The sequence below is a fragment of the Prevotella sp. ne3005 genome (genome assembly GCF_900110085.1).
In the GTDB taxonomy this organism is placed as follows: Bacteria; Bacteroidota; Bacteroidia; order Bacteroidales; family Bacteroidaceae; genus Prevotella.
Map to the genome: position 1 here is coordinate 452,498 of NZ_FOCK01000001.1, position 26,427 is coordinate 478,924.

20 protein-coding genes and 2 pseudogenes are annotated in these 26,427 nt (G+C 41.2%); 4 read left to right on the forward strand and 18 right to left on the reverse strand.

Annotation, left to right across the window (positions count from 1 at the left end):
- From BMY16_RS15410 to BMY16_RS01810, 3 genes are read left to right on the forward strand one after another with little or no spacing between them, the layout of a single operon-like run.
- Positions 1 to 1,941 (forward strand): sugar phosphate nucleotidyltransferase, encoded by a 1,941-nt coding sequence (locus BMY16_RS15410; protein WP_170835969.1) that lies wholly within the window; start codon positions 1 to 3, stop codon positions 1,939 to 1,941.
- 15 nt (positions 1,942 to 1,956) lie between these two features.
- Positions 1,957 to 3,366, forward strand: a complete 1,410-nt coding sequence (locus BMY16_RS01805; protein WP_091839257.1) for an exopolysaccharide biosynthesis polyprenyl glycosylphosphotransferase — start codon at positions 1,957 to 1,959, stop codon at positions 3,364 to 3,366.
- Entirely contained in the window at positions 3,347 to 5,143 is a 1,797-nt protein-coding gene (locus tag BMY16_RS01810; RefSeq protein WP_091839260.1) for a phosphatase PAP2 family protein, read from the forward strand. Before BMY16_RS01805 ends, BMY16_RS01810 begins: the two co-directional genes overlap by 20 nt.
- Before the next feature lie 149 nt (positions 5,144 to 5,292).
- Here BMY16_RS01810 and BMY16_RS01815 read toward each other — a convergent pair whose 3' ends face one another.
- From BMY16_RS01815 to BMY16_RS01885, 13 genes and pseudogenes are all read right to left on the reverse strand, one after another.
- Positions 5,293 to 5,928, reverse strand: a complete 636-nt coding sequence (locus tag BMY16_RS01815) for a sugar transferase (protein WP_091839844.1) — start codon at positions 5,926 to 5,928, stop codon at positions 5,293 to 5,295.
- A gap of 1,101 nt (positions 5,929 to 7,029) precedes the next feature.
- On the reverse strand, positions 7,030 to 8,316 hold the full coding sequence (gene gmhB / locus BMY16_RS01830; RefSeq protein WP_091839269.1) for a D-glycero-beta-D-manno-heptose 1,7-bisphosphate 7-phosphatase: 1,287 nt from the start codon (positions 8,314 to 8,316) through the stop codon (positions 7,030 to 7,032).
- On the reverse strand, positions 8,313 to 8,960 hold the full coding sequence (locus BMY16_RS01835) for a D-sedoheptulose-7-phosphate isomerase (RefSeq protein WP_091839272.1): 648 nt from the start codon (positions 8,958 to 8,960) through the stop codon (positions 8,313 to 8,315). The genes gmhB and BMY16_RS01835 overlap by 4 nt, the downstream gene beginning before the upstream one ends.
- An 11-nt stretch (positions 8,961 to 8,971) precedes the next feature.
- Positions 8,972 to 9,988: a GHMP family kinase ATP-binding protein gene (locus BMY16_RS01840; RefSeq protein ID WP_091839275.1), complete on the reverse strand. Its 1,017-nt coding sequence runs from the start codon at positions 9,986 to 9,988 to the stop codon at positions 8,972 to 8,974.
- A 4-nt stretch (positions 9,989 to 9,992) separates the two neighbouring features.
- Complete coding sequence (locus BMY16_RS01845) at positions 9,993 to 11,102, reverse strand: glycosyltransferase (protein WP_091839277.1); 1,110 nt, start codon at positions 11,100 to 11,102, stop codon at positions 9,993 to 9,995.
- 56 nt (positions 11,103 to 11,158) lie between these two features.
- The gene (locus BMY16_RS01850; RefSeq protein WP_091839280.1) at positions 11,159 to 12,319 is read right to left on the reverse strand and encodes an EpsG family protein; all 1,161 of its coding nucleotides are present in this window, start codon (positions 12,317 to 12,319) and stop codon (positions 11,159 to 11,161) included.
- 71 nt (positions 12,320 to 12,390) lie between these two features.
- Positions 12,391 to 13,389: an endonuclease/exonuclease/phosphatase family protein gene (locus tag BMY16_RS01855; RefSeq protein WP_091839283.1), complete on the reverse strand. Its 999-nt coding sequence runs from the start codon at positions 13,387 to 13,389 to the stop codon at positions 12,391 to 12,393.
- A 784-nt stretch (positions 13,390 to 14,173) separates the two neighbouring features.
- A pseudogene (gene gmd, locus BMY16_RS15765) lies at positions 14,174 to 15,229 on the reverse strand (GDP-mannose 4,6-dehydratase); the annotation flags it as partial.
- 6 nt (positions 15,230 to 15,235) lie between these two features.
- Complete coding sequence (gene gmd / locus BMY16_RS01865) at positions 15,236 to 16,282, reverse strand: GDP-mannose 4,6-dehydratase (protein ID WP_091839847.1); 1,047 nt, start codon at positions 16,280 to 16,282, stop codon at positions 15,236 to 15,238.
- A gap of 42 nt (positions 16,283 to 16,324) precedes the next feature.
- Entirely contained in the window at positions 16,325 to 17,386 is a 1,062-nt protein-coding gene (locus BMY16_RS01870; RefSeq protein ID WP_091839288.1) for a glycosyltransferase family 4 protein, read from the reverse strand.
- Complete coding sequence (locus BMY16_RS01875) at positions 17,383 to 18,510, reverse strand: glycosyltransferase family 4 protein (RefSeq protein ID WP_091839290.1); 1,128 nt, start codon at positions 18,508 to 18,510, stop codon at positions 17,383 to 17,385. Before BMY16_RS01875 ends, BMY16_RS01870 begins: the two co-directional genes overlap by 4 nt.
- Complete coding sequence (locus tag BMY16_RS01880) at positions 18,507 to 19,403, reverse strand: glycosyltransferase family 2 protein (RefSeq protein ID WP_091839293.1); 897 nt, start codon at positions 19,401 to 19,403, stop codon at positions 18,507 to 18,509. The genes BMY16_RS01875 and BMY16_RS01880 overlap by 4 nt, the downstream gene beginning before the upstream one ends.
- A complete protein-coding gene (locus BMY16_RS01885; protein WP_091839296.1) occupies positions 19,403 to 20,242 on the reverse strand; it encodes an NAD-dependent epimerase/dehydratase family protein in 840 nt (279 codons plus the stop codon). The genes BMY16_RS01880 and BMY16_RS01885 overlap by 1 nt, the downstream gene beginning before the upstream one ends.
- A gap of 214 nt (positions 20,243 to 20,456) precedes the next feature.
- Between BMY16_RS01885 and BMY16_RS01890 the strand changes: the two are divergent.
- Positions 20,457 to 21,421: pseudogene (locus BMY16_RS01890) on the forward strand (IS110 family transposase).
- Between the two features lie 159 nt (positions 21,422 to 21,580).
- Here the strand turns inward: BMY16_RS01890 and BMY16_RS01895 are convergent.
- The 5 genes from BMY16_RS01895 to rfbA form a co-directional block, all read right to left on the reverse strand.
- Positions 21,581 to 22,717 carry an NAD-dependent epimerase/dehydratase family protein gene (locus BMY16_RS01895; protein ID WP_091839299.1) on the reverse strand — a complete coding sequence of 379 codons (1,137 nt, stop codon included), beginning with the start codon at positions 22,715 to 22,717 and terminating at the stop codon, positions 21,581 to 21,583.
- A gap of 187 nt (positions 22,718 to 22,904) precedes the next feature.
- Positions 22,905 to 24,338, reverse strand: a complete 1,434-nt coding sequence (locus BMY16_RS01900) for an oligosaccharide flippase family protein (protein ID WP_091839301.1) — start codon at positions 24,336 to 24,338, stop codon at positions 22,905 to 22,907.
- A 137-nt stretch (positions 24,339 to 24,475) separates the two neighbouring features.
- On the reverse strand, positions 24,476 to 25,045 hold the full coding sequence (rfbC, locus tag BMY16_RS01905) for a dTDP-4-dehydrorhamnose 3,5-epimerase (RefSeq protein ID WP_091839304.1): 570 nt from the start codon (positions 25,043 to 25,045) through the stop codon (positions 24,476 to 24,478).
- A 25-nt stretch (positions 25,046 to 25,070) separates the two neighbouring features.
- Positions 25,071 to 25,451, reverse strand: coding sequence for a four helix bundle protein (locus BMY16_RS01910; RefSeq protein ID WP_091839307.1), 381 nt, complete (start codon positions 25,449 to 25,451; stop codon positions 25,071 to 25,073).
- A 19-nt stretch (positions 25,452 to 25,470) separates the two neighbouring features.
- Positions 25,471 to 26,385 (reverse strand): glucose-1-phosphate thymidylyltransferase RfbA, encoded by a 915-nt coding sequence (gene rfbA / locus BMY16_RS01915; protein ID WP_091839309.1) that lies wholly within the window; start codon positions 26,383 to 26,385, stop codon positions 25,471 to 25,473.
- Positions 26,386 to 26,427: the final 42 nt, after the last annotated feature.

Sequence of the window (26,427 nt, forward strand, 5' to 3'; positions counted from 1 at the left end):
ATGGCAATAGATTTATTTGTACCCGGCCGTTTGTGTTTGTTTGGAGAGCACACGGACTGGGCAGGAAAATACCGCACGATGAATGCGGATATCGTTCCTGGCGCATCGATTGTGACAGGTATCGAGCAGGGTATCTATGCAGAGGTGGAGAAGAGTTCTATATTCGAGATGTATAGCGAGGCTCCGGAGATCAGTGATGTCTGGCAGGACTTTGCCTGCAGGATGAATGAGACGGAACTGAAAAATGTGGCGAAGAGTGGAAGTTTTTTCTGCTACTGTGCCGGCGTGGCCTCGTATATGCTAGAATGGTATCAGGTGGGCGGCGTGAGAATCACACTGAAGCAGATGACGCTTCCTATGAAGAGCGGACTCTCATCGAGCGCAGCTATCTGTGTATTGGTGGCTCGCGCCTTTAACAAGCTCTACAACCTGAACCTGAACACAATGGGCGAGATGAATATCGCCTATCTGGGAGAGCTTCGCACATCATCACGCTGTGGTCGGTTGGATCAGGCCTGTGCCTTCGGCGTGAAGCCCAACCTGATGACCTTTGACGGTGATGAGGTGGAGGTGAAGACGCTGAATGTGAAGAAGCACCTCTATTGGGTGTTCGCCGACCTCTGCGCTGAAAAGAACACCATCAAGATTCTGCGTGACCTGAACCGTGGTTTCCCTTTCGCATCGAACGAGATGGAGGAGAGGGAACAGAAAGCTCTTGGCGTGGACAACCAAAAGATTATCGACCTGGCCATCAAATATATGGCAGAGGGCGATGCCGAGGCTTTGGGTAAATTGATGATTGGGGCACAAACGCTCTTCGATCAGGCGGTGGCTCCGATGTGTCCAGAGGAACTGACATCGCCGAAATTGCATGAGGTGCTGGCTGATCCCATTATCAAGCAGTGGACATACGGTGGAAAGGGCGTTGGCTCACAGGGCGATGGCAGTATCCAGTTTTTGGCAAAGGATAAAGAATGCCAGCAGAAGGTGATAGATTATCTGAACAGTCAGGGTATGAAAGCATACCCGCTGACGCTGAGGCCTGTACATGCTGTGAGAAAGGCTGTGATTCCTGTGGCAGGATTTGGCACGAGACTCTATCCTGCCACCAGGGCTATGAAGAAGGATTTCTTCCCGATTCCTGACAAGGATGGCATCGTGAAGCCTGTGATTCTCATTCTGCTTGAAGAATTGGTGAAAAGTGGTATTGAGGAGATTTGTTTGGTGCTTGGCTCAGAAGAGGAGCGCTTGCAGTATCGCGACTTCTTCGAGAACCCACTGCCGGAGGAGCATCTGAGGAAACTGAATCCGGAGTTGCAGGAATATGAGAACCGCATACTGGCCATCGGCAAGAAACTTCGCTATGTATATCAGAAGGAGAAACGAGGCTTCGGCCATGCCGTGTATCAGGCGGTGGATTTTGCTAACAACGAGCCTGTACTGCTGTTGCTGGGTGACACACTCTACCGCAGTGAGACTGGCAAGCCTTGCGCCTTGCAGCTGATAGAGAGGTACGAACAATATAACAAGCTGATGGTGGCCATCCACTCGATCCCATTGGCAGATGTGTCACACTATGGTATTCTGACAGGAACCTGGGAGGACAAGAACGAAACGGAACTGAACATCTCGCAGATGAACGAGAAACCCAAGGCCAGCTATGCCGAGGAGTTTCTGGGTGTGAAATGCAAGGATGGCAGCAGGAAGTACATGTCTGTTTTTGGACAATATATCCTGACGCCAGAGGTGTTTGCTCAACTCCATCAAGATATCACGCAGAAGGAGATAGATGGAGACCATATAACAGAGATTGAACTCACCTCGGCCCTCGACAAAGTGCGTGATAGGGAAGGCATGATAGGCGTGAAGCTACAAGGTCGCATGTACGATATGGGCAACTTCAATGCCTTCAGCCATTGTGTGGCAGAGTTTGCAAAATAAAAAAACAAAATAGCAATGAGTAGCAATAACCAATCTAACAATCTGATCAAGTGGATGATCATCATAGGTGACCTGATCATCATGAATATTCTCTTGCTGGCTTTTACTAATTGGCATCCCCAGGCTGAGACGTGGAGCAGAAGCTGTAAGATTATGGTGATACTGGTGTGCAACCTGACACTGGTGATGAGTGAGTTTAAATTCTATACGGTGATTCATCGGCGACTGGTGTCAAGTGCTGATATCCTCAGGCGAATCGTATGGCTTACCGTGGTACAGGCAGTACTGGCATATCTGTTCTTGAAGGTTTTGGACTATATGCTGCCTGTAGGTTGGTTCTTGTTTGCCCTGGGTACAACCTTTTTCTTGGTGCTGAGTTTCGTGAGGCTGTTCGAACGCTGGCTGGTGAAACTGTATCGCAAGGCTGGTGGGAACTTCAGGACGGTCACCCTGATTGGCTCAGACACGGAACTCCTGAATGTATATGACCGACTGATGAAAGATCCGACAAGAGGATACAAAGTGTACGGTTATTATGGCGACGAGATTGACGGGGCAGAAGGGATCATGAAGCGCCTAGGCTCGCTGGAGGATGTGACGGACAATCTGAATACACCCGAGAACTTGAAGCTGGGCGACGACGTTTATGTGTGTCTCTCGCGGCGTCAGCCCGAGATTGTGAAACGGATATCAAGAATGTGTGATGCTAAAGTGAATCGCTTCTTTTACGTACCTGTGTCGGTGGAGTCGATGGGTATCAGTCTGAAACGCGAGCTTCTAGACGACATGGAGGTTTATACCACCTATGAGAATCCCCTTCAGAACCCTGTGAACAAACTGGAGAAAAGACTGTTTGACATAGTATTCTCTATCGGAGCATTGCTGTGTATACTGCCTTTCCTGCCTATTATCGCACTGATCATCAAGATTCAAAGCCCGAAGGGCCCCGTGTTCTTCAAACAGCCGAGAACTGGACTCGACGGCAAGAATTTCTATTGCTATAAGTTCCGCTCCATGCATCCCAACAAGGACGAGTCGGGAGCGAAGCAGGCTACGAAGGACGATCCGAGGAAATTCCCCTTTGGCAATTTCATGAGAAAAGCCAGTGTGGACGAACTGCCACAGTTCTGGAATGTACTGAAGGGTGATATGTCGGTTGTAGGGCCAAGACCTCACCCTATAGTCATCAATGAGAAATACACGGAGCTGATAGACAAGTACATGGCGCGTCACTTTGTAAAACCGGGATTAACGGGATGGGCTCAGGTAACAGGATTCCGTGGAGAGACCGAGGAATTGTGGCAGATGGAAGGACGCGTGAAGAAAGATATCTGGTATATGGAACATTGGGACTTCTGGTTGGATATCAGAATCCTATGGATGACAGTGAAGCAAATTGTGACGCATGATGAACAGGCATATTAATATAAGATTTTTTGGGGTGGTTGCTGCCTGCTGGACGATGTCTGTTGCCGCGAAGGCGCAGGTGTTTGAACCTGGGGATGAACCAAGAACCGTGAGAACTGGAGGGTTCTGGGAGGACTGGTTTGTGCAGGCAGGCTTGGACATGACACTGCAGAATCCATACGGGTATGATTTTTCGAAGGTGTTCCCTAACGGAAAAACGTTTGGTCTGGATCTGGCCGTTGGTAAGTGGTTTTCTCATCAGGTGGGCTTCCGAGGGAAGTTTAACTGGGAAAACAAGTTACCGTTGTTGGAGAATGAACATGCTAATTGGTTGGCTCCGTTTGACCAACCGGGGGTGAATCGGGAAAAAGGTGGATATATTGCCTTTTATGGTGATGCCCTGTTCAATCTGCATAATTTCTTCGGGACATATCGAACAGACAGGAAATGGAATGCAAGCCTTTATCCGAGGATTGGAGTGAATTATAACTTTGGAGTTAGCAAGGGTTCGTTGCTGGCAGGTATTGGTGTGCTGAACACGTATCGGATAAGTGATAGGTGGAGCGTATATGGAGACATCGCCTATATCATGACGGGCGGTGGATTCGTTGGTAAGGAATCGAGGGCTGATACTGGTACGGGAAGCAATTCCAACGGTTATTTGACTATAGGTTTGGGCGCCCAGATCGAGCTAGGAAAAGTTGGCTCTAAGGAGCTAGGGACAAAGGCCCCGTTGAATCACGTGCTGACGAATGGGATCTGGGATAACTGGTTCGTGCAGGCAGGACTGGATATGAGTCTGATGAATCCATACGGATGTAACTTTGGAAAGGTGATACCGAAGGGTATGACGTTCGGACTGAATGGAGCTATGGGAAAATGGTTTACGCCAGAGTATGGAGTGAAGGTGCGTGTGCAGTGGGACAATGGACTGATTCCAAACAATGGCTTGGAATGGGTGGCACCAGCAGATGATCCGAAAGAAAATTATAAGAAAGGCGGACTGGCTACAGTGGCGATAGATGCCATGCTGAACCTGACGAATGCGCTTTCAGGCTATGACCCAGAGAGGAAATGGCATACCTCGGCCTATCTAAGGATGGGTATCATCACACAGTTTGTGGAAGGGTCTGCATCGCCGCTAGCTGGTATTGGTTTGGAAGAAACGTATCGACTGAATGACCGTATGAGCCTGTTTGGGGCTGTGGGTTATCAGGTATCGACCAGTGAAGGTATGGGCTACGGCTTTACAGGCATGGAGGATACTGCGGGCAGTAATGGCTTCTTTGACATTGACTTCGGTATCCGCTACGACATCAGCAGGAATCAGTTTTATCGCGATGCGGAGTCGAAGCGGAAGGCCTATGCACAGCCTCTGACGGGACATAACTGGCCGCGTTTTGCTGTGAATACTGTCGCATCCGTAGGAGTTGCCTATATCGGAAAGACGGCGCTGAAGGCGGTGGTGAATGAGGAAAGGCCGGACCATTCGGATAATAAATCGTTCCCCTCAGGCCATGCTGCGATGGCTTTTGCTGCAGCGAGATCGATAGATAAGGAGTTCAGGAAGGACTGTATATGGATTCCGATTGCTGGCTATGCTGCAGCCACGGCTGTGGGCGTGGAGCGAGTGGTGAATGATCATCATCATTGGTATGACGTGGTGGCTGGGGCTGCGCTTGGCTTTGGTGCAGCGGAGCTAACATGGTGGGCGAGTGACCAATTATTGGGTAAAGGAAATCGTGTTGCCGTTGGCACCAGTGGGAATACTGTGGATGTGGTGTATAATTTCTGAATTTACCAAGAGGGTATAAACCCTATTGCAGACAAATAACGAAAATGAGCAACCGTTGGTTGCTCATTTTTTCACTTTGATGTAAGTATTTGTAGAAATACATGTAGTAATTCACTTATCGTGACTAATAGTCTTACAAAGAATCCTTCCTAAAATTTCTTACCAAACACAATATTAAGGAATGTCTTTGTAAGAATCTTTGCATCCATCAACCACGAACGATGCTCTAGATAAAATAAGTCATAGCGTAGGCGACGAACCATCTTCTCCACAGTGTCTGTATATCCATTATACAAGGTAGCATAACTGGTCACACCAGGCCTAATCTGATACAGCATATAATAACGTGGATCTACCTCTTCTATCTGCTTGATATAGAATTCGCGTTCAGGTCTCGGCCCGATGAAAGCCATATCCCCGCGAAACACATTCCATAGCTGGGGCAACTCGTCGAGGTGATGCGCCCTCAGAAACCTACCAATCTTTGTTAGTCGAGGGTCTACCTTCTCACCTTTGAATAGTGCCGGTCCAGATTTCTCTGCATCCAGTCGCATCGACCTGAACTTATAAATATTAAACGGCCTGCCAAAGCGTCCGATTCGTTCTTGCTTAAAGATTGCTGGACCACCATCCTCCCTCTTTACCGCGATGTAGCAGAAAAGGAATAGTGGCGAAAAAATGACCAACGCAAAACCAGCCGAAATACAATCCAATACACGCTTCACGTTTCTTTCAAACGCATTCATTCCATCTGGAATAAATCTTACATTTTCTTTCTTTTCCATATTATTATGTTTCTCGTTTAACTCAATTTTAGAACTCATTTTCAGAATTTAGTTTTCAGCCTCTAATAAATAAATTGCAGTACCATGCATGGGAACTTCATCATAGTTTCTTTGGGATAAAGATGAAAGAATTTCAATGATTGAATCATCAGCTTATACCCCGTTTGGATACTATGAGAAAGTCCCGGATTTGCCATTGGTTATAAATTCCTGCCAAAGTTGCCCATCTTAATGAAGTCAGCGAGTATCATCCGTCCATATCTCCTATTAGAATCATGCATATCAAATCGGAATTCTTCTTTTGACAGTCCCAAGTAATCAACTAATATAGAACCTACAGATATATAAGCTTTCATCAGCCCCAAATGGTGCAAATGAGTCTTTTGTAGTTTATAGTCTATTTGCCCATAGTAAAAGTATATGCACATCATCCAATCGCAAAGATGCCTTAAGCTCACCCCTGAACTAATTCATGCTCCATAAGTGCGTTCCAATATTTCGAATATCTCGGGTAATAAGACTTTAACAACTCGTGATATAATTCATATAATACATCGTTGATAACAAATTCAGAATGCTTCTCAAATGTATCCAAATGCAATTCCGTGTTTAAAAACTTCTTTATCAGCTCCTCTGCAGAATTAGTATTCCCATTCCAAATAAGGAAATCCACATCACCTGGCATTCTAGCCTCTGGGACGGGGTATCATTGTGCAGCAACCTGCCCTTTTACCATTAAACATTCAACTTTATGGTTTCGTAATAATGCGAATAATCTAATAATTTCTGCATTAATTTGATAGTTCCTTCTTTGGGTATATACTACTTCGGTCATAGCATTAGATACAGTATCAGATCCTTTTAAGCCTTCATAATCTAAAAGTTATTTAAAACACACCTTGTAGGCATTGCTCTTTCGACAAGGATATAATTTTATCTGCTTGCTCTTGACTATATAGTACCCTTAAATCACCGCTCCATAATAAAAAACGCAGGATTTATAAAAATAAATCTATTTATCCTTCTTGCATAAAATCTGATTATAGCATTCAGATCTTTATCGTTCTCTTGATGAAGAAAAATGGTATAGATACCGGATTTTTACTTTATGAGCCCTTTGACCAATTTGATCAAACTACCATCAATATTTGTCTTAACAAGGAAACACCCTTTGCATCCCGCATTTCTACCAGCCTCAAGATCTCTCCCAGTGTCACCAACCATGATTGACTGACTTAAGTCAATATTAAAATCTTGTGCAGCATGGAACAGTAAGCCTGGCTTAGGTTTCCTACAATCGCAGTCAAACTTATACTCAGGTCTTTCTCCCTCAAATCCTTTGTCTGGATGATGAGGGCAGATATATAGGCCATCAATATATGCACCATCCTTACCAAGGAGCGTTTCCATCTTTCTGTGTATTTCATGGAGCTCTTCCCATGACACTTCTCCACGCGCAATCACGGGCTGATTCGTGACGACAATCGCTAAATAACCACTTTGGTTAATTTGCTTTATTGCCTCAGAAACCCCATCAATTAACTCGAAATCATCAATGTTTCTTAGAAAACCAACATATTTGTTGATAGTTCCATCACGATCTAAGAAAATAGCTTTCTGTCTGTTTCTAAGATTCTTGGCTTGAACGACTCCGTTCTTAAAGTCTGCTTCTACCTGATGGAAACGTTCTGGAGTACCCATGTCCTTCACATACTCCGGACTATCATAACAGAACATCTTTCCTGTTCCACATAGTGGTTTGAGAACCTGACGATCCAAATCCACCTTGTCTTTGGGGTAACCCGTCAATGGGTCTGTGTCAAAATACTCTAGACTTAGTTCCAAAACCTTCGGATCGACCACATGAAGTCCGGCGTTTACTCGATTATTGTACCATTTTGGACGTTCATCCTCCTTGCTAAGCCACTTCTCAACTTGTCCATCATTGTCAGCAATTATCAACCCACTATCGTAAGGATGAGAATTTGGATGAGTGAATAGTGTTACAAAGCCTTCATGTTTCTTATGGAAGGCAAGCATTCGATTAAAATCTACATCAAAGGCAGCATCAGCATTTAGAAGAAAAAAGGGCTCTTCGCCAATCTTATCCCTCAACTGGAATAAAGCACCCGCATTTCCAAGAGGAGTTTCTTCTACAAAATAATCAATTTTCACGCCTAACTTGCTGCCATCGCCAAAATACGCGATGATCTTATCTGCAAGATAGCTTACTGTTAGAATCAAATCATTGAACCCCTGAGATGCAAGCGACCTGATTTCTCTTTCAAGAATAGGCATACCATCAACAGGAATCAACGGTTTAGGGATATCAGGGAAAAGCTCAGCGATACGAGTTCCTCGTCCGCCTGCCATTATTACGACTTTCATACACCAAAGAATTTATCTTCCAACATCAGACACAAACAATGGTACACAGGCAGGTGCAACTCCTGTATTTTATAAGTCTCGGTCTCGGGTACGCGAATGCATACATCTGCGTACTTCATCAGTTTGTTCTCTTTAGCACCAGTAAGGCCAATCACCTTCAGGCCTTTAGCCTTAGCATTGACAGCCGCATAAAGCACGTTCTTGCTATTGCCAGAGGTCGAGATACCCAAGAACACGTCTCCGGGCTTTCCATAACCATTTACCTGTTGAGCAAATACTAGTTCAGGAACTGCATCGTTCATGTAGGCTGTCTGGAGAGAGGAATGGCCAGTAAGAGATATAGCAGGGAGTGCTCCTTGTAGGTGCTCAGCAAGAATTTGTCCAAGATCGGGGTCAATCTCTTTCAGAACGGCTGCATGGTCGCCATAAACCTTGCGCTTCAGTTTGAACTCCTTCATCAACTCACCTACAATATGTTCAGAGTCTGATGCAGAGCCTCCATTGCCGCAAACTAGGAGTTTGCGACCATTGCTATATGCTTCCTCTAATAAGCCGTATGCCTTTATGATGTCCTCGCGGCAAACGGTAAGCTTGGAATAGCGGTCAATCAGATGATTGAGATGAACTTCTATTTTACTTCCCATAATGATTTGTATTATCGTAGCAAGATTTCTTTCCTCGGAGAATATGTTTGAGACGCATAATACAACACCTGTGCACCATCATTCTCAAAGCAAAAAGGAACAATCATTAGATTTTCCAAAGCTTTCTTCAAATTCTCCTGTTTGTCTTTCTCACAGTAGAAAAGTAGGAATCCCCCACCTCCAGCACCAAGAAGTTTGCCTCCTAAAGCACCAGCTTTGATAGCGATATTATACAACTCATCTATACTACCATTGCTAATCTTACTTCCAGTACCCCTCTTCAGTTTCCATGTGGTATCCAAGAGTTTACCAAATTCATTAAGACTGATGTTCTTATCAGCAAGGATTCTTTCTGCTTCATCTACCAATGCTAACATGTCAAGCAACTGCTTGGATTTTTCAACCGACTTTGCAAATGTATCTGCTTGTATCTCTGATGAGAAACGTTGAACTCCAGTATAGAACAATAGCAGGTTCTCGTCTAACTTCTTCTTACGTTCTTGGCTAACAACAATTGGATGAACAGAGAAATCACCGTCTTTAAAATCAATACGGTTAAAGCCTCCATAGGCTGCCGCAATCTGATCTTGCCAGCCACCATGCTCTTGCAGGACATCTCTCTCAACGTAAATTGCCTCCTGAGCCAACTGTCGCTTACTCATCATTTTCCCTTTCAGCGCACAGAAGGCATTCAGCATACCTACAGCAAAGGTACTACTTGTACCAAGCCCCGTACGTGCCGGTAAATCACCCTCATAAGTGAGACGTATTTCATGTATGTCGTGCAAACGCATACATTCACGTATTAGAGGATGTTCAATTTCCTCTATATCATTAACTCGCTCAAAGCGGTTGTGTACCAATTCTGAAACATACGGATGGAACGGGGGCATATGTCTAACATTTACATAGCAATACTTGTCGAATGTTGTCGAGATAACAGCCCCTCCGTGTTCATTGAAAAACGATGGTATGTCTGTCCCTCCACCAAAGAAAGACATTCTAAATGGTGTTTTTGTAATTATCATATTTTTAATTTTCTTGAAGATTTTTCATATATTCTTTTGCCAATCTAACCTCACATTCTACTGTATATTTTTCAATTACTCTACGGTGAGCATTTTCAGCCAATTTATCTCGAAGTTCAGCATCCATAAGCAGACTATCAATGGCCTGCGCAAATCTTTTGTAATTTGAATTTTCAACTTCTAATCCTGTTTCTCCATCTATTGAAACCCAATTCACTCCGCTTCCTTTAATTGTGAAGGTTACAGGCACACAGCGACAATACATCGCTTCAACTAATGCCAAACCAAAAGCTTCATTCCTTGTTATTGATGGAAATGCAAAGACAGAAGAAACGTCCAAATACGCTCTTAATTCGGAATCAGAAATTCTCCCAATAAACTTTATCCTATCGTTCGCAGAAGATTTTAGTTGAGGTGTTAAAGGACCGTCACCTGCTACAACAATAACACAGTCAGATTTGATATATTTCTCTGCCTCAACCAAATATTCAATTCCTTTATATGGCACATGACGGCCCACAAAGAATACGATGGGTTTTGAGTACTTCGATTTTATTTTGTCAACGAGATCTTTTGATACCTTCTTAAATACATTTATATCAATTGCAGAGGGCAACACCTTAACTTTGTGTCGGTAGTTACGGAGGGGAATAGAACAGTCTCTATATGTCGGGCTTGTAACCATTATCAAATCAGCCCTATTTATAATTTTGTGTTCTAAGCCCTTTATGAATTTATATATTCTACCTTGCTTTATAATATCTGAATGCCATAAAATGGCAAGTTTGGTTCTTTTATTAATCAACAAAAGGAGTATTGCATATAAAAAAGGGTTGGGGGCATGAAGAAATATGATGTCTGGTTTGAACTCTTTAAGCAAAGTTCTCAATCTGCCATAATATTCTAATGAAATTGCCTGGCTAGCAATGGTTTTGTTTACTTTCATTTTATGAACATGTATACCATTTACATCGATTTCTCCTGTAAAGCCATTTTCTCCGAAACATACCACTTGTGTTTCAAAATCAGTCATACCTTCTGCAAGATATTGTGCAGTTTTTTCTATTCCACCAATGTGAGGAAAATAATAATTTGAGATTTGTAGTATTTTCATAATGCTTTTAATATGTTCTTTGATACAATTATTTTAGAGCTATGGGATTAAAACCTTTATCTCTCATGATTCACAATATAGGAATTTATTCGGCTCTCTGCAGATTTCCTATCTTCAACCCCTGTCAAGAAATTTGAATATTTGGCAACAATATTGCTATGTGGATTATATACAAACCCCAATAAACATACAATGTTTACAGCGACAAAAACTCTTTTTATAGGTTTTTGTTTAATGACATCCTTAATATATGGAAGTATTCCAATGATACCGATGGCAAACAATGACGATAATCTATCTCTCATAATCAATATGGAATTAAATGCTGTGTTGCAACAAATGTATAAAATTGCCAAGTTTAGTAATATAAGGTTGTATTTCCCTAAACGATCATACTTTAACAACAGAAACATTAAGATAAACATTCTATATAAAAAACCTAATGTCAATCCAGCACCTGTTGTGGAATTCATATATGAGGTCGCTACATCTTCTACCTTGCCTCCCATCTTTGCCGATAAAAAAGTAAAAACAATATTCAAAATTGACAAATCAGAAAAATATAGAACAATAGATAGTACACTTAATCCTATCATAATTAATCGCATTTTTCTATTTATGAAAAAGTAGAATGGCAGTAGTAATGCTGTGCTTATATGTATGAGTGTTCCCAAGAGAACACAAACAAAATACTTTGCAAAATTCCTTTCTCTGATGTATCTTAGTGCAAAATAGAAAAGCAAAATTCCTTTTACATTTCTTAACATATTAATTTGAATGCCATCAAACAAGGGAACAAGGAAAGCGAATGCAAGCAAAAAATAAGGGCCTGTTTCATATTTCAATATAAAATACAAAAAAATAACATCTATCAACGTCCATACAAACTGAAAGAAAAACGGACTTGAACCGAAGTAATGAATGATTATGTTGCAGAGCACATAACCTGGCTCAAAATTGAATTCCGAATATGACCACTTAAACTCAAAATCATTTATTGATTCAAAAAACTCATGATACTGAAAAATGTCGGTAAACATATATCCACGTAATCCATAGAATATCAAGTACGATAACAATGCCAGCCTCTCATAGACATTGGCACTATGCAAACTTGCTTTCTGATAGAGCATTTTATTATGATATTTGAATCTGCTTATCCAATACAGATATACCAGAAACAAGAATAGTAGTAAATATGGTGTTGCGTAAATCATTCACATTATAGAGTAACAAAAAGAGTCTGTACATAGCTTTAAACAGCTAGAAATGCCGCCTATTGCCGACTCTATTTAATTAAAAAAACAAAATCACAGATCGTTGGAGAATGGTCTGATACATTAGTACGTGGTACAATAATATTACATAATTTAAACTGTTTTGATGTAAACAACACGTGATCCAGTCTAAATCTCAATCCCATCCCATGAAAGGTATACCCAAATCCAAATCCCTTTTTCCACCATGAGTCATATAAACCGCTTTGCTGAAGTTCATGCAATGTAGCCGAACCGCTTACATCATTGAAATCGCCACAAATCAAAGCTGGCAGATTTTCATCAATATGCTCACTTAATATTCTTGCTTGGAGTGTCCTAGCTTTATATCCGAAATCTAACCTTTTGAGAATGGGGATGATGCCATAACATATGCATTGTCCCTTTTTTCTCAGGTTTCTTATGACTACAGAATAATTGTTTGACATCAGATGGCAATTAAAAACTTGAACCATGCGGCCGGCAATCATTATTTTCATCTTACAGATAGGTAGTACTTCTATCCCTTTATGATTCTTCTTGTTATAGAAAGCATTTTGGAACAACTTATATTTTGGATCATTGCTATCAACCATCAACTGTTCGCATGATTCAATGGAGAATCGACTAAATACCGTCTTGAAACGACTATTAATTTCTATGACGCTGTTATGTGAATATTCATAGTTTAGCCGTTCTTGGACTTCTGGATAAAGTTCTGCATTATATTCTTGTAAAAGCACGATATCAGCGTTCTGTTTGAGGATGAACTCGATTAATTGTTCCGTCGTCCCCATATTGACAGAAAATCCATGCGCACGGTTGACATTAAAACTTAGTATTCGGAAATCGTAATGACTGTTGATTTCGCCAAAAGGATGCAGTGCAAAGGTCTCTGACCACCAGTTTAGAATCAAGACCACTAGTACGAAAGATACCGCCCATTGCCAAAGTCCCAATAGCAGCAAAAACATTGCTACTACAAATAGAACCATAATAAGCAACGGAACAATTAATATCAGTTTTTTCAATCGCACATTTCCTTATTCTTCTATTCTTCAATCACTATATCTTTCCGCGTCTGATATAGACATCAACAGCCCCAGCTGGGAAATCCGAGCGCGAATGACAGACTAATACCAGATAGCCTCCACCTCCTGCACCAGATATTTTCCATGCGAGCACACCAGGTATCTTAGAGTATTTGTCAATATACTCCTGAACTCCGGGTTGAATCATCCCTGGGAAAAGTTCTATCTGCGCTTCAAACGATTCCCGGAAAGATGAAGCGAAACCATTTAAATCGCGATCCATGATACACTTCCAGCAATTCTCCGCAGCTTTGGCCAAATTTTCAACTACAGGTTTAATTATTTTTTTTCCAGCCATCAAGTTACAGTTGGGACGTCGCGGAAACATAGGAATCATACAGAGGTGGTCTTCAAGCCATGTGAGAATACCCTCATCGTCATTCGACTCTATCCGCTCCGGCCAATAATGCTGGTTGTAGTAGTGACGTGCCAGACCTGGCATACAAATACCTATGGCATCCTGAGCTCCAGACAGCATACCATCTGTCTTCTCTGGATTGTTCTCAAAACAAAATACCAGCCGTGCCAGCATCTCTGGATCCATATCAGGAATCTGTTTAGGCCAGATTTTTTTGATTGCGTCACGAATACTCGTACCCAGGCCGTAACGTGGTTTAACTTCGAAGGTTGGTTCCAACGAGATAGTAATGGCCCATCCTGGAGCCAATTTGCTGACGAATGGCTGGTCTATCCACGTTCCTGCCAAGTCAAGACGGGCAGGAAGTTCCTCTGAATGTGTCCTTTTCTCTGCAATCTGTTTGCGAACCACCTTTATTTGCTGCCTCACCATAGTCTGAACCAGTTGCTCAAAGCTGGTCTTTCTCGGATTCCATCCCAAAACATTCTTTGCTTTTGACGGGTTGCCATACATTTGGTTTGCCTCAATAGGGCGGAAAAACAATGGATCAACCTCAACGACCGTCTTTCCGCTTTCCTTGTCTATACCCTTTTCGTCCATTCCTTCTCCCTGCCACTCCAGATCTATCCCGACTTCCTTAAAAGCCAAAGAACAAAATTCACGCACGGAATGCTGTTCGCCTGTTGCTATGACATAGTCATCCGCTTCTTCTTGTTGGAGCATCAGCCACATACACTCCACATAATCCTTGGCATACCCCCAGTCCCTTAATGCATTAAGGTTGCCAAGAGAGAGTTTATCCTGAAGCCCCTGTGCAATACGGGATGCTGCCGATGCGATTTTACAAGTGACAAATATCTCTGGTCTACGCTCACTCTCATGATTAAAGAGGATACCATTGCACACAAACATCTTATATGCCTTACGGTACATTTGCGTCATCCAATACCCATACACCTTTGAGATAGCGTATGGGTCGTTGGGATGAAGTGGGGTGTTCTCATCCTCTGGCACTTCTGTCGCATTGCCAAACATGGCCGATGTAGATGCCTGGAAGAAACGGCAAGAATCCGTAAGGCCTGCCTGACGGATTGCTTCCAGGATACGTAACACACCTAAAGCATCAATGTTGGAGGTCAACTCTGGCTTGTCAAAACTGACTTTAACATTACTTTGTGCTGCAAAGTTATATATCTCATCAGGTCGCACCTCCATCACAAGATTGAGCACACTCTGCGTATCCGTCAGATCTACTGTCTGAGTATAAAAGTTTGGATTGGCAAAAAGCTTAATGAAATAGTCTGGCGGATTGTCCATTATTCGCACGTCTGCCCCATAAACCTCATAACCTTTCTCTAAAAGAAATTCTGAGAGGAAGCTGCCATCCTGACCAAATACGCCAGTTATTAACGCTTTCTTCATGGACTTTTACTCCTTTGAAACTTTCTCCATATCACTCTCCACCATGATGCGCACCAAATCTTCGAAGCTGGTTTGTTTTACAGGATCCCAACCCAGCTGTCTCTTGGCCTTGGAAGCATCACCCCACAGGTTTACGACATCAGTAGGACGGTAGAAGTTTTCGCTCACTGCAACGACAGTTTTACCTATCAGACTCTCTGGGCCACTAACAACAATACCCTTTTCATTCATTCCTTCACCCTCGAATTTAAGTTCTATACCGGCGTGCATGAACGCTATCTGTGTGAACTCACGTACCGAATGCTGAACACCTGAGGCAATCACAAAGTCATCCGGTTGATCCTGCTGAAGTATCAACCACATACATTTCACATAGTCCTTAGCATAACCCCAGTCGCGAAGTGATGATAGGTTACCCAAATATAGACATTCCTGCTTACCCTGAGCAATACGGGCTGCTGCCAGTGTAATTTTACGCGTCACGAAGGTTTCACCTCGACGCTCACTCTCATGGTTGAACAGGATACCATTGCAGCAAAACATGTTATAAGCCTCGCGATACTCTTTAGTTATCCAAAACCCATACTGCTTGGCCACAGCATATGGACTATAAGGATGGAAATGTGTGTTCTCATTTTGGGGAACTTCCTCTACTTTACCATACAACTCTGATGTTGAAGCCTGATAGAATCGACATTTGTCAGCTAATCCGCATTGCCGAATGGCTTCAAGCACTCGTAATACGCCTGTTGCATCAATGTCTGCCGTATACTCTGCAGATGAAAAAGACACACCCACATGACTCTGTGCAGCAAGATTATAGACTTCATCGGGTTGAATTTCGCGGACAATCTGAACAACCGACAACGAATCTCCCAAATGCCCATAATGCAAATGAAAATTGGGGTGTTTTTCAATATGGTTGATCCTCTCACGATACTCTGTCGATGAGCGACGAATCATACCATGTACTTCATAACCCTTTTCAAGCAGAAATTCTGCCAAAAACGAGCCGTCTTGACCCGTTACACCTGTAATTAGCGCTTTTTTCATAAAATAATATCTCTTAATCATTTTTTCATTGATTTCCTCATTTTAATCTATTTGATTTGACTCCTCGATTGCACTAATAATAATATTCGCAATATTAATGAAGCTATATTGTGAATCTATCATTTTTCTGACATCCTCAATATTGAAATTACTATTTTTGAAACTTTTAATAACATTACACAAATCTGACGAATCATCACATTGAAAGAATGTCACAGGATAATTGGAATAAATCTCCTTCAAAACTGGGATATCAGACAATATAACATCTGTGCCTAAATACAATGCTTCTAATGGCGGGAGCCCAAATCCTTCGTATCTTGATGGAAGAACAAGAGCATCTGCCCTCATGATATAGTCATATAACTTTTCATTGGGTACATAACCAGTAAATTGGATTTGATCAGAAGTAAACATATTAGCAAGATTATCTTCAGAAGATTTAAAATTATCTGCTTCACCCACTATAATTAATTTTTTGTTTAATCCTTGATTTACTGCAAGATTAAAGCCTTCTAATAGAATTCGTAAACCTTTATGCCGCTTTATATTACCTACATAAAGGAAATAGTTTCCCTTCTTTCTATTTCCTTTTAAAGGAATTTTATGAATATCTTCTGAGACCGAACTATACGTAACAAACACGTTGTCAACATGAAAATAATGTCTAATTCGTTCTTTAGAGAAATTTGAAACAGTAAAAATACTTTTTGCTGATTTCACAGCATGCCATAAAAACATTTTTCGAATATAATAACCAAATGTAGATGTTAGTCCTCTTTCATCCAAAAAAATTACATCATGTATTGTTAAATATTTAGGGATATGAATTCCTCTAGGCACATTCCAATTCGGAGAAAAGAAGGCATCACATTTGTTAACCTCTTTTGTCGGAAATCTAAACTGCTCAGCAATTGAATATGGAATAATATTACATTCCAAAACTTCACATTTAGAATACAAACTATATTTCTCAAGTATCTTAAGGTTTCCAATTAAAAGATAATAGTGATTGTTAGCCTTCAACAAAATGTCGAGAACTCCCTCAATATATGAGCCAATACCGCTTTTACCTAAAAAACGACAATCAACAGCAATCTTCATGATTCTTCGATCCTTGATTTCCTTAATTCTTTTACAATACTATCCCAGTTATACTTATCAAACTGATGAATGTCAACGGATGGTTGTTCCCTAACGACATTTATTATCTTCTTGATCCATTCTTCTTTATTATAGCCTTCTATCAAATAACCGCCCTTCTTACTCTCTGCCACTTCAATCATGGCCGAGTTTGCTGATGTGATGACAGGGCAACCGCACAGAAAAGCTTCAAGCTGTGGTAGCCCGAATCCCTCATTAAGAGATGAAGAGACAAAACAGTCTGCAATATTATAAAGCATAACCAATTCCTCATTAGGGACAAAGCCACAAAAGATGGTACTCTCTTGCGGGAATAATGCATCCATTACTTTCGTTCTAATTGCAGAATTTTTCCACCCCTTGGCTCCAACGACAACTAGTTGTATGCCTGCCTCACGATATATTTCGGGAATAATGTCTAACAGAAAAGGCAGGTTCTTCCTAGGCTCGAGCGAACCGACAAACAGTATGAACTTATCCTTTACCCCGAATTTATTCTTAAGTTCTATCTTCGTTTCCAATGAAATATCAAGTTTCTTATACAGGGTTCTGTCTGTTGCACATCCTACGAATATCTCATTGCATCTCCTTTTAGGGAAATACTCCTCAACTTTCTTCTTTGTGTATTCTGATATAGACCATATTACATCTGCTTTTTTCATTGATCTGTTAAACAAAAGAGCATTGGCTAGTTTATTTGACCATGCCATTGTATCCTTATACTCCAAATTAACCACATCATTAATTTCAATAATAGTCTTAACCTTCTTTGGAATAAAGAAAGGCAGGCAAGGAACAGGGGTGTAATAAACAGATATTTTGTATTTAAATATATAATAAGGGACCATCAACAGCAGATATACCAGGTTTGGAAGGTACTTAAAGACAAGAGACTTTGATTCAAGCCACTTGACATTAGGTGGAAATTCCGTATTCCTTATAGACCCAACTCGCTCCTTTGGGAGAATTACGTACAATACCTCCTTAGGGTATTGGTTCCCCCAAGACTGTAAAACACAGCGCAGAACTGTAGATATTCCTGCACTTGAAGCGCAAAATGCTCTTCCATCAACTAAAATATTCATAATCCAAGTGTACTTTTTGATAGAGCTTTACCATCTGCCAGCCCTTTTTTTAGCAAATTTCGCTGGTCTTTTGTCAACAATTTCAAATCTCTTGTTATATAGTGAAATGCTAAAAACATATATAACCTAACGCGTTGTAAAAAGTTAAAGTGTTTATGAGCAAAATACATGCGATTACGAGCCAAATAATAAATAGAAAAATCACTCTGGCTGCCACCCGTGCTAAAACTCTCCTTATGCCATAATAATGAAGAAGGAATATAATACACTTTTCCCCTATCCTTTCTCACAGCACGCCAAATGAAGTCAGAGTCGTCATAATATACGAAATAGGTTTCATCCATGAATCCAACGTCATTAAAGACACTTTTATTGATTAACATAAAACATGTGGGAGCGTACCCTATTTGCCTTACCTTATCAAACTGCCCTTGATCTGGCTTCCTCATGCCGTAATGTCTTGAGGAGCAATCTGTCAAGCGGAAATACCCACCCGCAGCCCAAATAATTTTATCGGTGTTCCAATAATATATCTTGGGGACTGACAAGGACGCGTTGTTGTCTATATGGCCTTTTAACAAATTCTCTATAGTATCCTTTTCCAAAACAACGTCGTTGTTGGACAACAACACATAATCACATTTGTCCTTTAGCGCCGCTTTGATACCAATATTATTTCCTTTAGCCACTCCCCAATTTTCAGGTTGTGGTAGGATTATCGTTTTAAAACCTACAGTTTCTGAAAGTCTTTCTGCTTCAGCTAAAGAATTATCACTAGACTTGTTATCTATAACATACAATATAAAAACTTTGTATGTCTGAATGTCCAGTGTACTAAAATACTCCTCTAAAACTGGGGCACTATTATACAAGACTGTTACGATTCCAATCATCACCTTTCTGAATTTTGCAAAATCTTATTTATCTTCGTTGCATCTCCATATTCGCAAGGTGAATCATACGGTCTGTCAGGGAAAGCTCCATATTCCAACTTTATATCGAGGTCGTGCTCCTTGATAAATTGTTCCACTCTTTCTGCTAGTGTCATAGGCTTGCCTGTGCAACAATTAATAATTCCCACAACTTCTGTCTGCATCACAGCAGCTGATAGTTGGTTGGCAAGTTCATCCACAGTAATGAAATCATATTGGTTCTTTCCAGTAGTGAACGGGAAAGTTTTCTTACCCTCTTCAGCAGCCATTAACAACTTACAGAAAATGGAGTTGTTTTTCTTATCATCACCCAAGATATAGTAGCAACGAAGCCACTGAAGAATGCACTCTTTTTGTTTGCAATAGAGAATCATTGCTCTGCGAAGAGCATCCTTCGCAATGCCATACATGGAAATAGGATTACATGGAGTATTTTCATCAATGGCACCTTCCCAATAGCCAACCTCATGCATGGTACCCATAACAGCCAACTGTTTTAAACCGCCATCAATCAGGGCCGTCAAGAACTTATAGTGAGCTGAAAGATCACCAATTTGAGTGGGCGCATTATGCACAAATCCATTACGCCAAGCCATGTGAAGGCAAACATCCGGTGAGCCTAATTGTTCATACACATTGCCTTCTGGCAGTTCAAAGAGGTTTAGAGTCTTTCGCTCTGCTCGTCCATCCACATCATTTGTCACAATATCACACGCTATCACCTCAACGCCTTTATCCAAAAGCGCCTTCACTACATGGCTGCCAATGTAACCATTGGCTCCTGTTACCAATACTTTCATTGTATATTCAATATTAATTATTATCTTTGCACTCGTTAACAACATCAAGGATGTGGAATAAGGCCGAGTTTTCATTCGTCATAAGACGGTAAATTATGTTCTGCCCCCACTCCTTAACATCCGAATCCGGACAGTTCACTGGGCTTTGACCCCGCATTTGCAATGATGACTCCAAGATGTTTCGATGTTGCATATTATTAAAAATGTTATTGTTATGACTTACATTGGTATCGACGTCAGCAAGGACACTTTCGTTGTCGCTTATTCTCCAGACAAGGACAGCAAGACGAAGACATTCAAGAACACTACTAGAGGTATTCATGAGTTTATCAAGACATCTCCAAGGAGGAGCACCACTGTGTCATGGAGGCGCCAGGTAATTACAGCGCTCTGCTTGTCTATCTGCTTTCTGAGGCTGTTATCACGACAAGCCTTGAGAACCCTCTTAAAGTGAAGAACTTCGCCCGTGCAATGCTATCCACCATTAAGACGGATGAGATAGATGCCCGCCTGATTGCTCTCTATGGTGAGAAGATGCAGCCAGCGCCTTACATGCTCCGCAGCGACGCCATTCTCACCTTGAAGCAGAAGCGTACAGTCATTCGCCAGCTCAAGAAACAACTTATTGCCACGAGGAACCTCAAGGGCTCGATGGAGGCACTGCCGTTCTTTGATGCCAAGTGTAGGAAATCGGTCGAGAAGACCATTGCCTTCCTTGAGAAGCAGATTAAAGACCTCGAAGAGGATCTCGCATCTCTTGCCAAGTCAGAGTACAAAAAGCAGATGGATTTGCTCACATCCGTAAAAGGGATAGGTATTACCCTTGCTGCTGCACTCATCATGGCCACTGGTGGCTTCACTTACTTTGATAATGCCAAACAACTCACCCGTCATTTGGGATTGTCGCCTACTTATCTGCAGTCCGGTACTTCAGTCAATTTCAAAGGTCACATCAACCGCAATGGAGACTCTTCTTTAAGGAGTCAGCTCTACGTGGCAGCATTCGCATCCCTGAGATGCAACACTGAATGCAGAGCCTGTTATGACCGTTTGCGGTCTAATGGCAAGCCAGGAAAAGTAGCTGTCATTGCCGTAGCAAACAAACTCATCCGACAGGCTTTTGCCGTTGTCACTCAGGAGAAACCGTATGTCGATGGTTACATATCTTCAAAGAAGTAACTCCTGCATTCTACCGAAGTGTATCAGGTTAGAAAATCTAATACCTGAAAACACCGAGGGGTGTGGGGGCGAGAAGCCCCCATAAGAGGGCACGTATTAGCATCAAGTGCTAATTATCGTTAACCGTATCCATTTTTTATATTACAGTTCATACAATCTTTATTTAAAAAGGCCTTTCTGCTTCATTTCTTCCAGTGAGGCCTCGTAATTATCTGTTTGTAATTCCTGGCAGTTCACCCATTCTGTGAACTGCTTGATACCTGCATCAAATGTCCACTTGGGTTTGAATCCAAGAATCTGTTTAGCAAGGGTTATATCCGCATAATTATGCCGTATGTCCCCCATACGATAATTGCCGGAAACAGTCAACGGAACTTCTATTCCGTAGTGCTTGCAAAGCGTTTGTGCGACGGTAAGAACAGACGTTGCTACGCCTGTTCCGATGTTGAATACATGGCCGTTGGCTTTGGGCACTTCCATACCAGCAATGGTTGCATCCACCACATCATCTATATAAACAAAGTCGCGGGTCTCTTTGCCGTCTTCAAAGATATTGATGCATTTATGGCTCTTGATGCGGTTAGAAAAGATGCTCAGAATGCCTGTATAGGGGTTGGTCAGAGACTGGCCTGGGCCATATACATTCTGGAAACGGAAGGATACTGATTCGATACCAATGGTCTTGCAAATCAAGTGTACCAACTGGCCTTGTACCTGTTTACCAATTCCGTACACAGAAGAAGGATGGATAGTACTATCCTCTGTCGTGGCGACTAAAGTAACCATTCCACCACATTTGGGGCAATGGCACTCAAAGTCACCTTTTGCCATATCCTCATCCTTACGCTCAGTAGGATATACATCACCGCACTTCTCACAATGATACTTACCTTCACCATAGATGGCACGGGATTCTGCTACCGCTACACGTTTGACGTGATTCTTGGTGTTGGTGAGAATATCAAGGAGCAAGGCTGTTCCTCCTATATTAACATCAATGTACCGCTTGATTTCATACATAGATTGACCTGTTCCAGTCTCCGCTGCCAGGTGGATTACATAATCAACATCCTCAAGGGCTAGCTCTAATAATGTCTTATCGCAAACATCACCTTTAATGAAACGAACTTTGTCCTTGATACTGCAAAAGAGAGGAGACGTCTTGACAGGGTATACGCCATGAATCTGCTCCAAAAGATTATCAAGCACTGTAACATCATACCCCTTCTCAATGAGCTTCTGGACTAGATGTGAACCTATAAATCCGGCTCCACCAGTTATTAATGCTCTGTTCATTGTAAATTTTATTTACATTTTTCTATTTTGTAAACTTGGCAAATCAGTAAGTTCCTTTTGTGACGAGCATTCTGAAAAGCCCGCTTTATTTTATTTCCTTATGAGTAATTAAAATAAGTGCATGGGACGTAAACCAGCCTGACTATGTTGTTCTTGTGCCCTGTTGGTATCAAGCGTGTTGTGTAATTCACGACTTTCTAAAAAAGCTCTCTAAATAATTGTGAATATAGCCTTCTTTTAAAATATATTTGTGAAGAATAAAAAAGTAAAATGTGAAGAAAACAGCCGTCATTACCAATGAAAGAAATACATTTGGCACCATTTGTCGCGAAATTGTACACAATGGATAAAAAGGTATCGCAAATAATAAATTCAAACCCATTCTTTTTGCAGGAAATTCAACAATCTTTACCTTTATGACATAATAAAAGCAATATGCATCCCCAGCTATTTCCGCAAGAATAAGGACTAATGCAGAGCCTATAGCTCCAAATCGACCTACTAAAAGAATATTGGCTGTGAGACCTACTATTGCTCCGATTATCGACCCCCAAAGCACAACTGAATCTTTTTTCATTGGCATTAATATTTGTATAACCCATATTTGAGCCATAGCAACAAATAATACATTTATAGTAACAATACGCATGGGAGTAATCGCTCCTTCAAACCCCGGTCCAGACAATATACGTATTATTTCAGGAGCTAACGATATACAATAAATAATAAGAGGTATTGCTACAGCGAAGATTATATCTAATGAATATTTAATATTTATCTTAAACAAATCCATTTTCTCCTCTGCCAATAAGGAACTCATTCGGGGCATGATTACCGTTGTAAATGCAGAGATAACACCTATAAAAATTGTAAATAGTTTAATTGATGTATAGTAATAACCAACTTCTGTTTCTGAACAGACAAAGCCTAGATAAATCACATTAAAAGTCGTGTACATTGAAACCAATACTCTATATACGCCTAATGAAATCATTGGTTTTAGGAAAACTTTCCATGAGCCAGGTTTATATACGAACTTTACGTAATTTCTGGATTGACGTAAATTAATAATTGCGTTAATAACCACAACAGAAATAGTCAAGATATAATATAAGATATAATCCTCTCTGTCTTGAATAAAGACAATTACAAGAGCTGCGTAGATTAACTTAACCGCAATGTTTCTTATTGTTATGTATCTAAAATTTTCTATTCCTTGATATAGCCATTCCAACAATAATGAGGACATAAACAGCTGTGACATTCCAATTAAAAGCAATGTACGGTTCTCTATAAACTTTGGAATAATTGTAATTGCCAATAGGAATAAGACTATTACAAATATCGTAGCATAGATAAGCAAGACCAAAAGACCAGAAAAAACTTCTGATCTCTTTTTAAAATCATCCCCACATGCAGCTATTTCCCTAACTCCCACAACAACTATACCTAGAGTAGAAAATAAGGAAAAATAGGTAACAACATTATCAACAAATCCTATTCTACCAATCAATTCTACTCCTAATACCCGAGAGACATAAGGGAATACAATAAGATGTATAATATAAGTCGATAATGTTAATGCTATATTATATATAAAATTGACTTTAATTTTTGACATTAGTGGCTTCAAAATTTCCGCACTATTTTAAAATTGACATTTCATCAAATGATTTAATGCGGGACGGATTCAAAATATTTGCAGAAGCCATTTACTAGCTTAAACAACTTATTCTCCTCAAACTAGTACAAATCAACTCACAAATAAAATGGACTAACGAATTTCTTAAATAAGGGATGCTTTGTGTCTTTCTCTGAAAGTACTGCTTTACCTATTGGTATTCTCCAATCTATTCCCAGACTATCATCCAGAATACTGATACCCCCATCAGCCTCAGGATGATAGAATTCATCACACTTGTACTGGAAAACAGCTGTTTCTGAGAGGACAGAAAAACCGTGAGCAAATCCACGGGGCACAAAGAACTGCCTATGGTTTCCCTCAGTCAATTCCACAGCCACATGCTGACCGTATGTAGGGCTGCCCTTGCGAATATCCACAGCTACGTCAAGTACTGCCCCCTTTACGCAACGGACAAGTTTGCTTTGGGTAAACGGGGGACGCTGAAAGTGTAAGCCTCGCATCACGCCATAATTGCTCATGCTCTCATTATCCTGTACAAAGTTCACCTTATGACCAAGTATAGGAGCCACATTCTCGTCAAAGTCTCTTTGGGAAAAGCTCTCGAAAAAATAGCCACGTGCATCACCAAAGATCTTAGGCTCTATTATTAATACGCCATCAATGGCGGTTTTTATTACTTCCATCCAATAATCGTTGTTGGTTTTGTGGTTAGCGGTTAGCGGATTCTAACTGCTTTTGGAATGAAGCACGAAGTCCAGATAACTGCTTTCCTATTACATCAATTCTTTCTTTTTCTTCTTCAAACTCGTTGTCATTGATATAGTCCAGGTCATGGGCTATGTCAAGTTGGCAAAGTGTTTCGGTTAATGATCCATAAGCGATTTCTATAAAATGTATTTTCTCATTGATAGAGAAGCGTCCTGAACCCTCAGCAATGTTAGACGGTACAAAAACAACAGCTCTACGTAGTTGATCTCTTAATGCATAAGTTTCATACTTTGGGTATTTGTCCATGAGAGTATAAACTTCTCTCACTAACAGCTTCGCTTCCTTATAAACTCTAATATCAAAGAATGTAAACTTATCCACTATCGCTAACCTTTAACCGCTAAACATGAACAAGCGTTCCGCTGTTCACTTCTTCCTTCATTTCGTCAATCACTTTCAAAAGGTACTGACCATACTGATTCTTGAGCATAGGCTTTGCGAGCTCGCGCATTTCCTCTTCAGTTATCCAACCGTTGCGGTAAGCAATACCCTCCAAGCAGGCCACTTTCAAGCCCTGGCGTTTCTCTATCACTTCCACAAATGTAGATGCCTCTGCAAGGCTATCATGAGTGCCAGTGTCAAGCCACGCGAAACCGCGACCAAAGACCTGAACCTTCAAATTACCTTCTTTTAGGAACTCCTGGTTCACGGTAGTAATCTCCAACTCACCACGGGCAGAGGGTTTGATATGTTTAGCAACATCTATTACCTTGTTGGGATAGAAATAAAGGCCAACCACTGCATAATTACTCTTCGGTTCCTTAGGTTTCTCCTCTATGCTTAAGCAGTTGCCTTGCTTATCGAATTCAGCCACACCATAGCGCTCAGGGTCGTTCACCCAATAGCCAAAGACGGATGCCTTACCATTGACTTCAGCATCTTCAACGGCTTTACGAAGCAAAGATGTAAATCCTGCACCATAAAAAATATTATCACCAAGCACCAAACATGCAGAATCGTTTCCTATAAACTTGTCTCCAATTATAAATGCTTGTGCTAATCCATCAGGGCTGGGTTGCTCAGCATACTCGAAGTGTACACCATAGTCACTACCATCACCTAAAAGGCGCTTAAATCCTGGTAGGTCATAAGGCGTACTAATAATGAGTATATCACGAATTCCTGCTAACATAAGGGCAGAAATAGGATAATACACCATTGGTTTATCATAAATAGGGAGCAATTGCTTGCTAACACCCTTTGTAATGGGATAAAGGCGTGTGCCACTACCGCCTGCTAATACAATTCCTTTCATAGGCTACATAAATGAAATAAGGAGCTCACACCTGCAACAGGA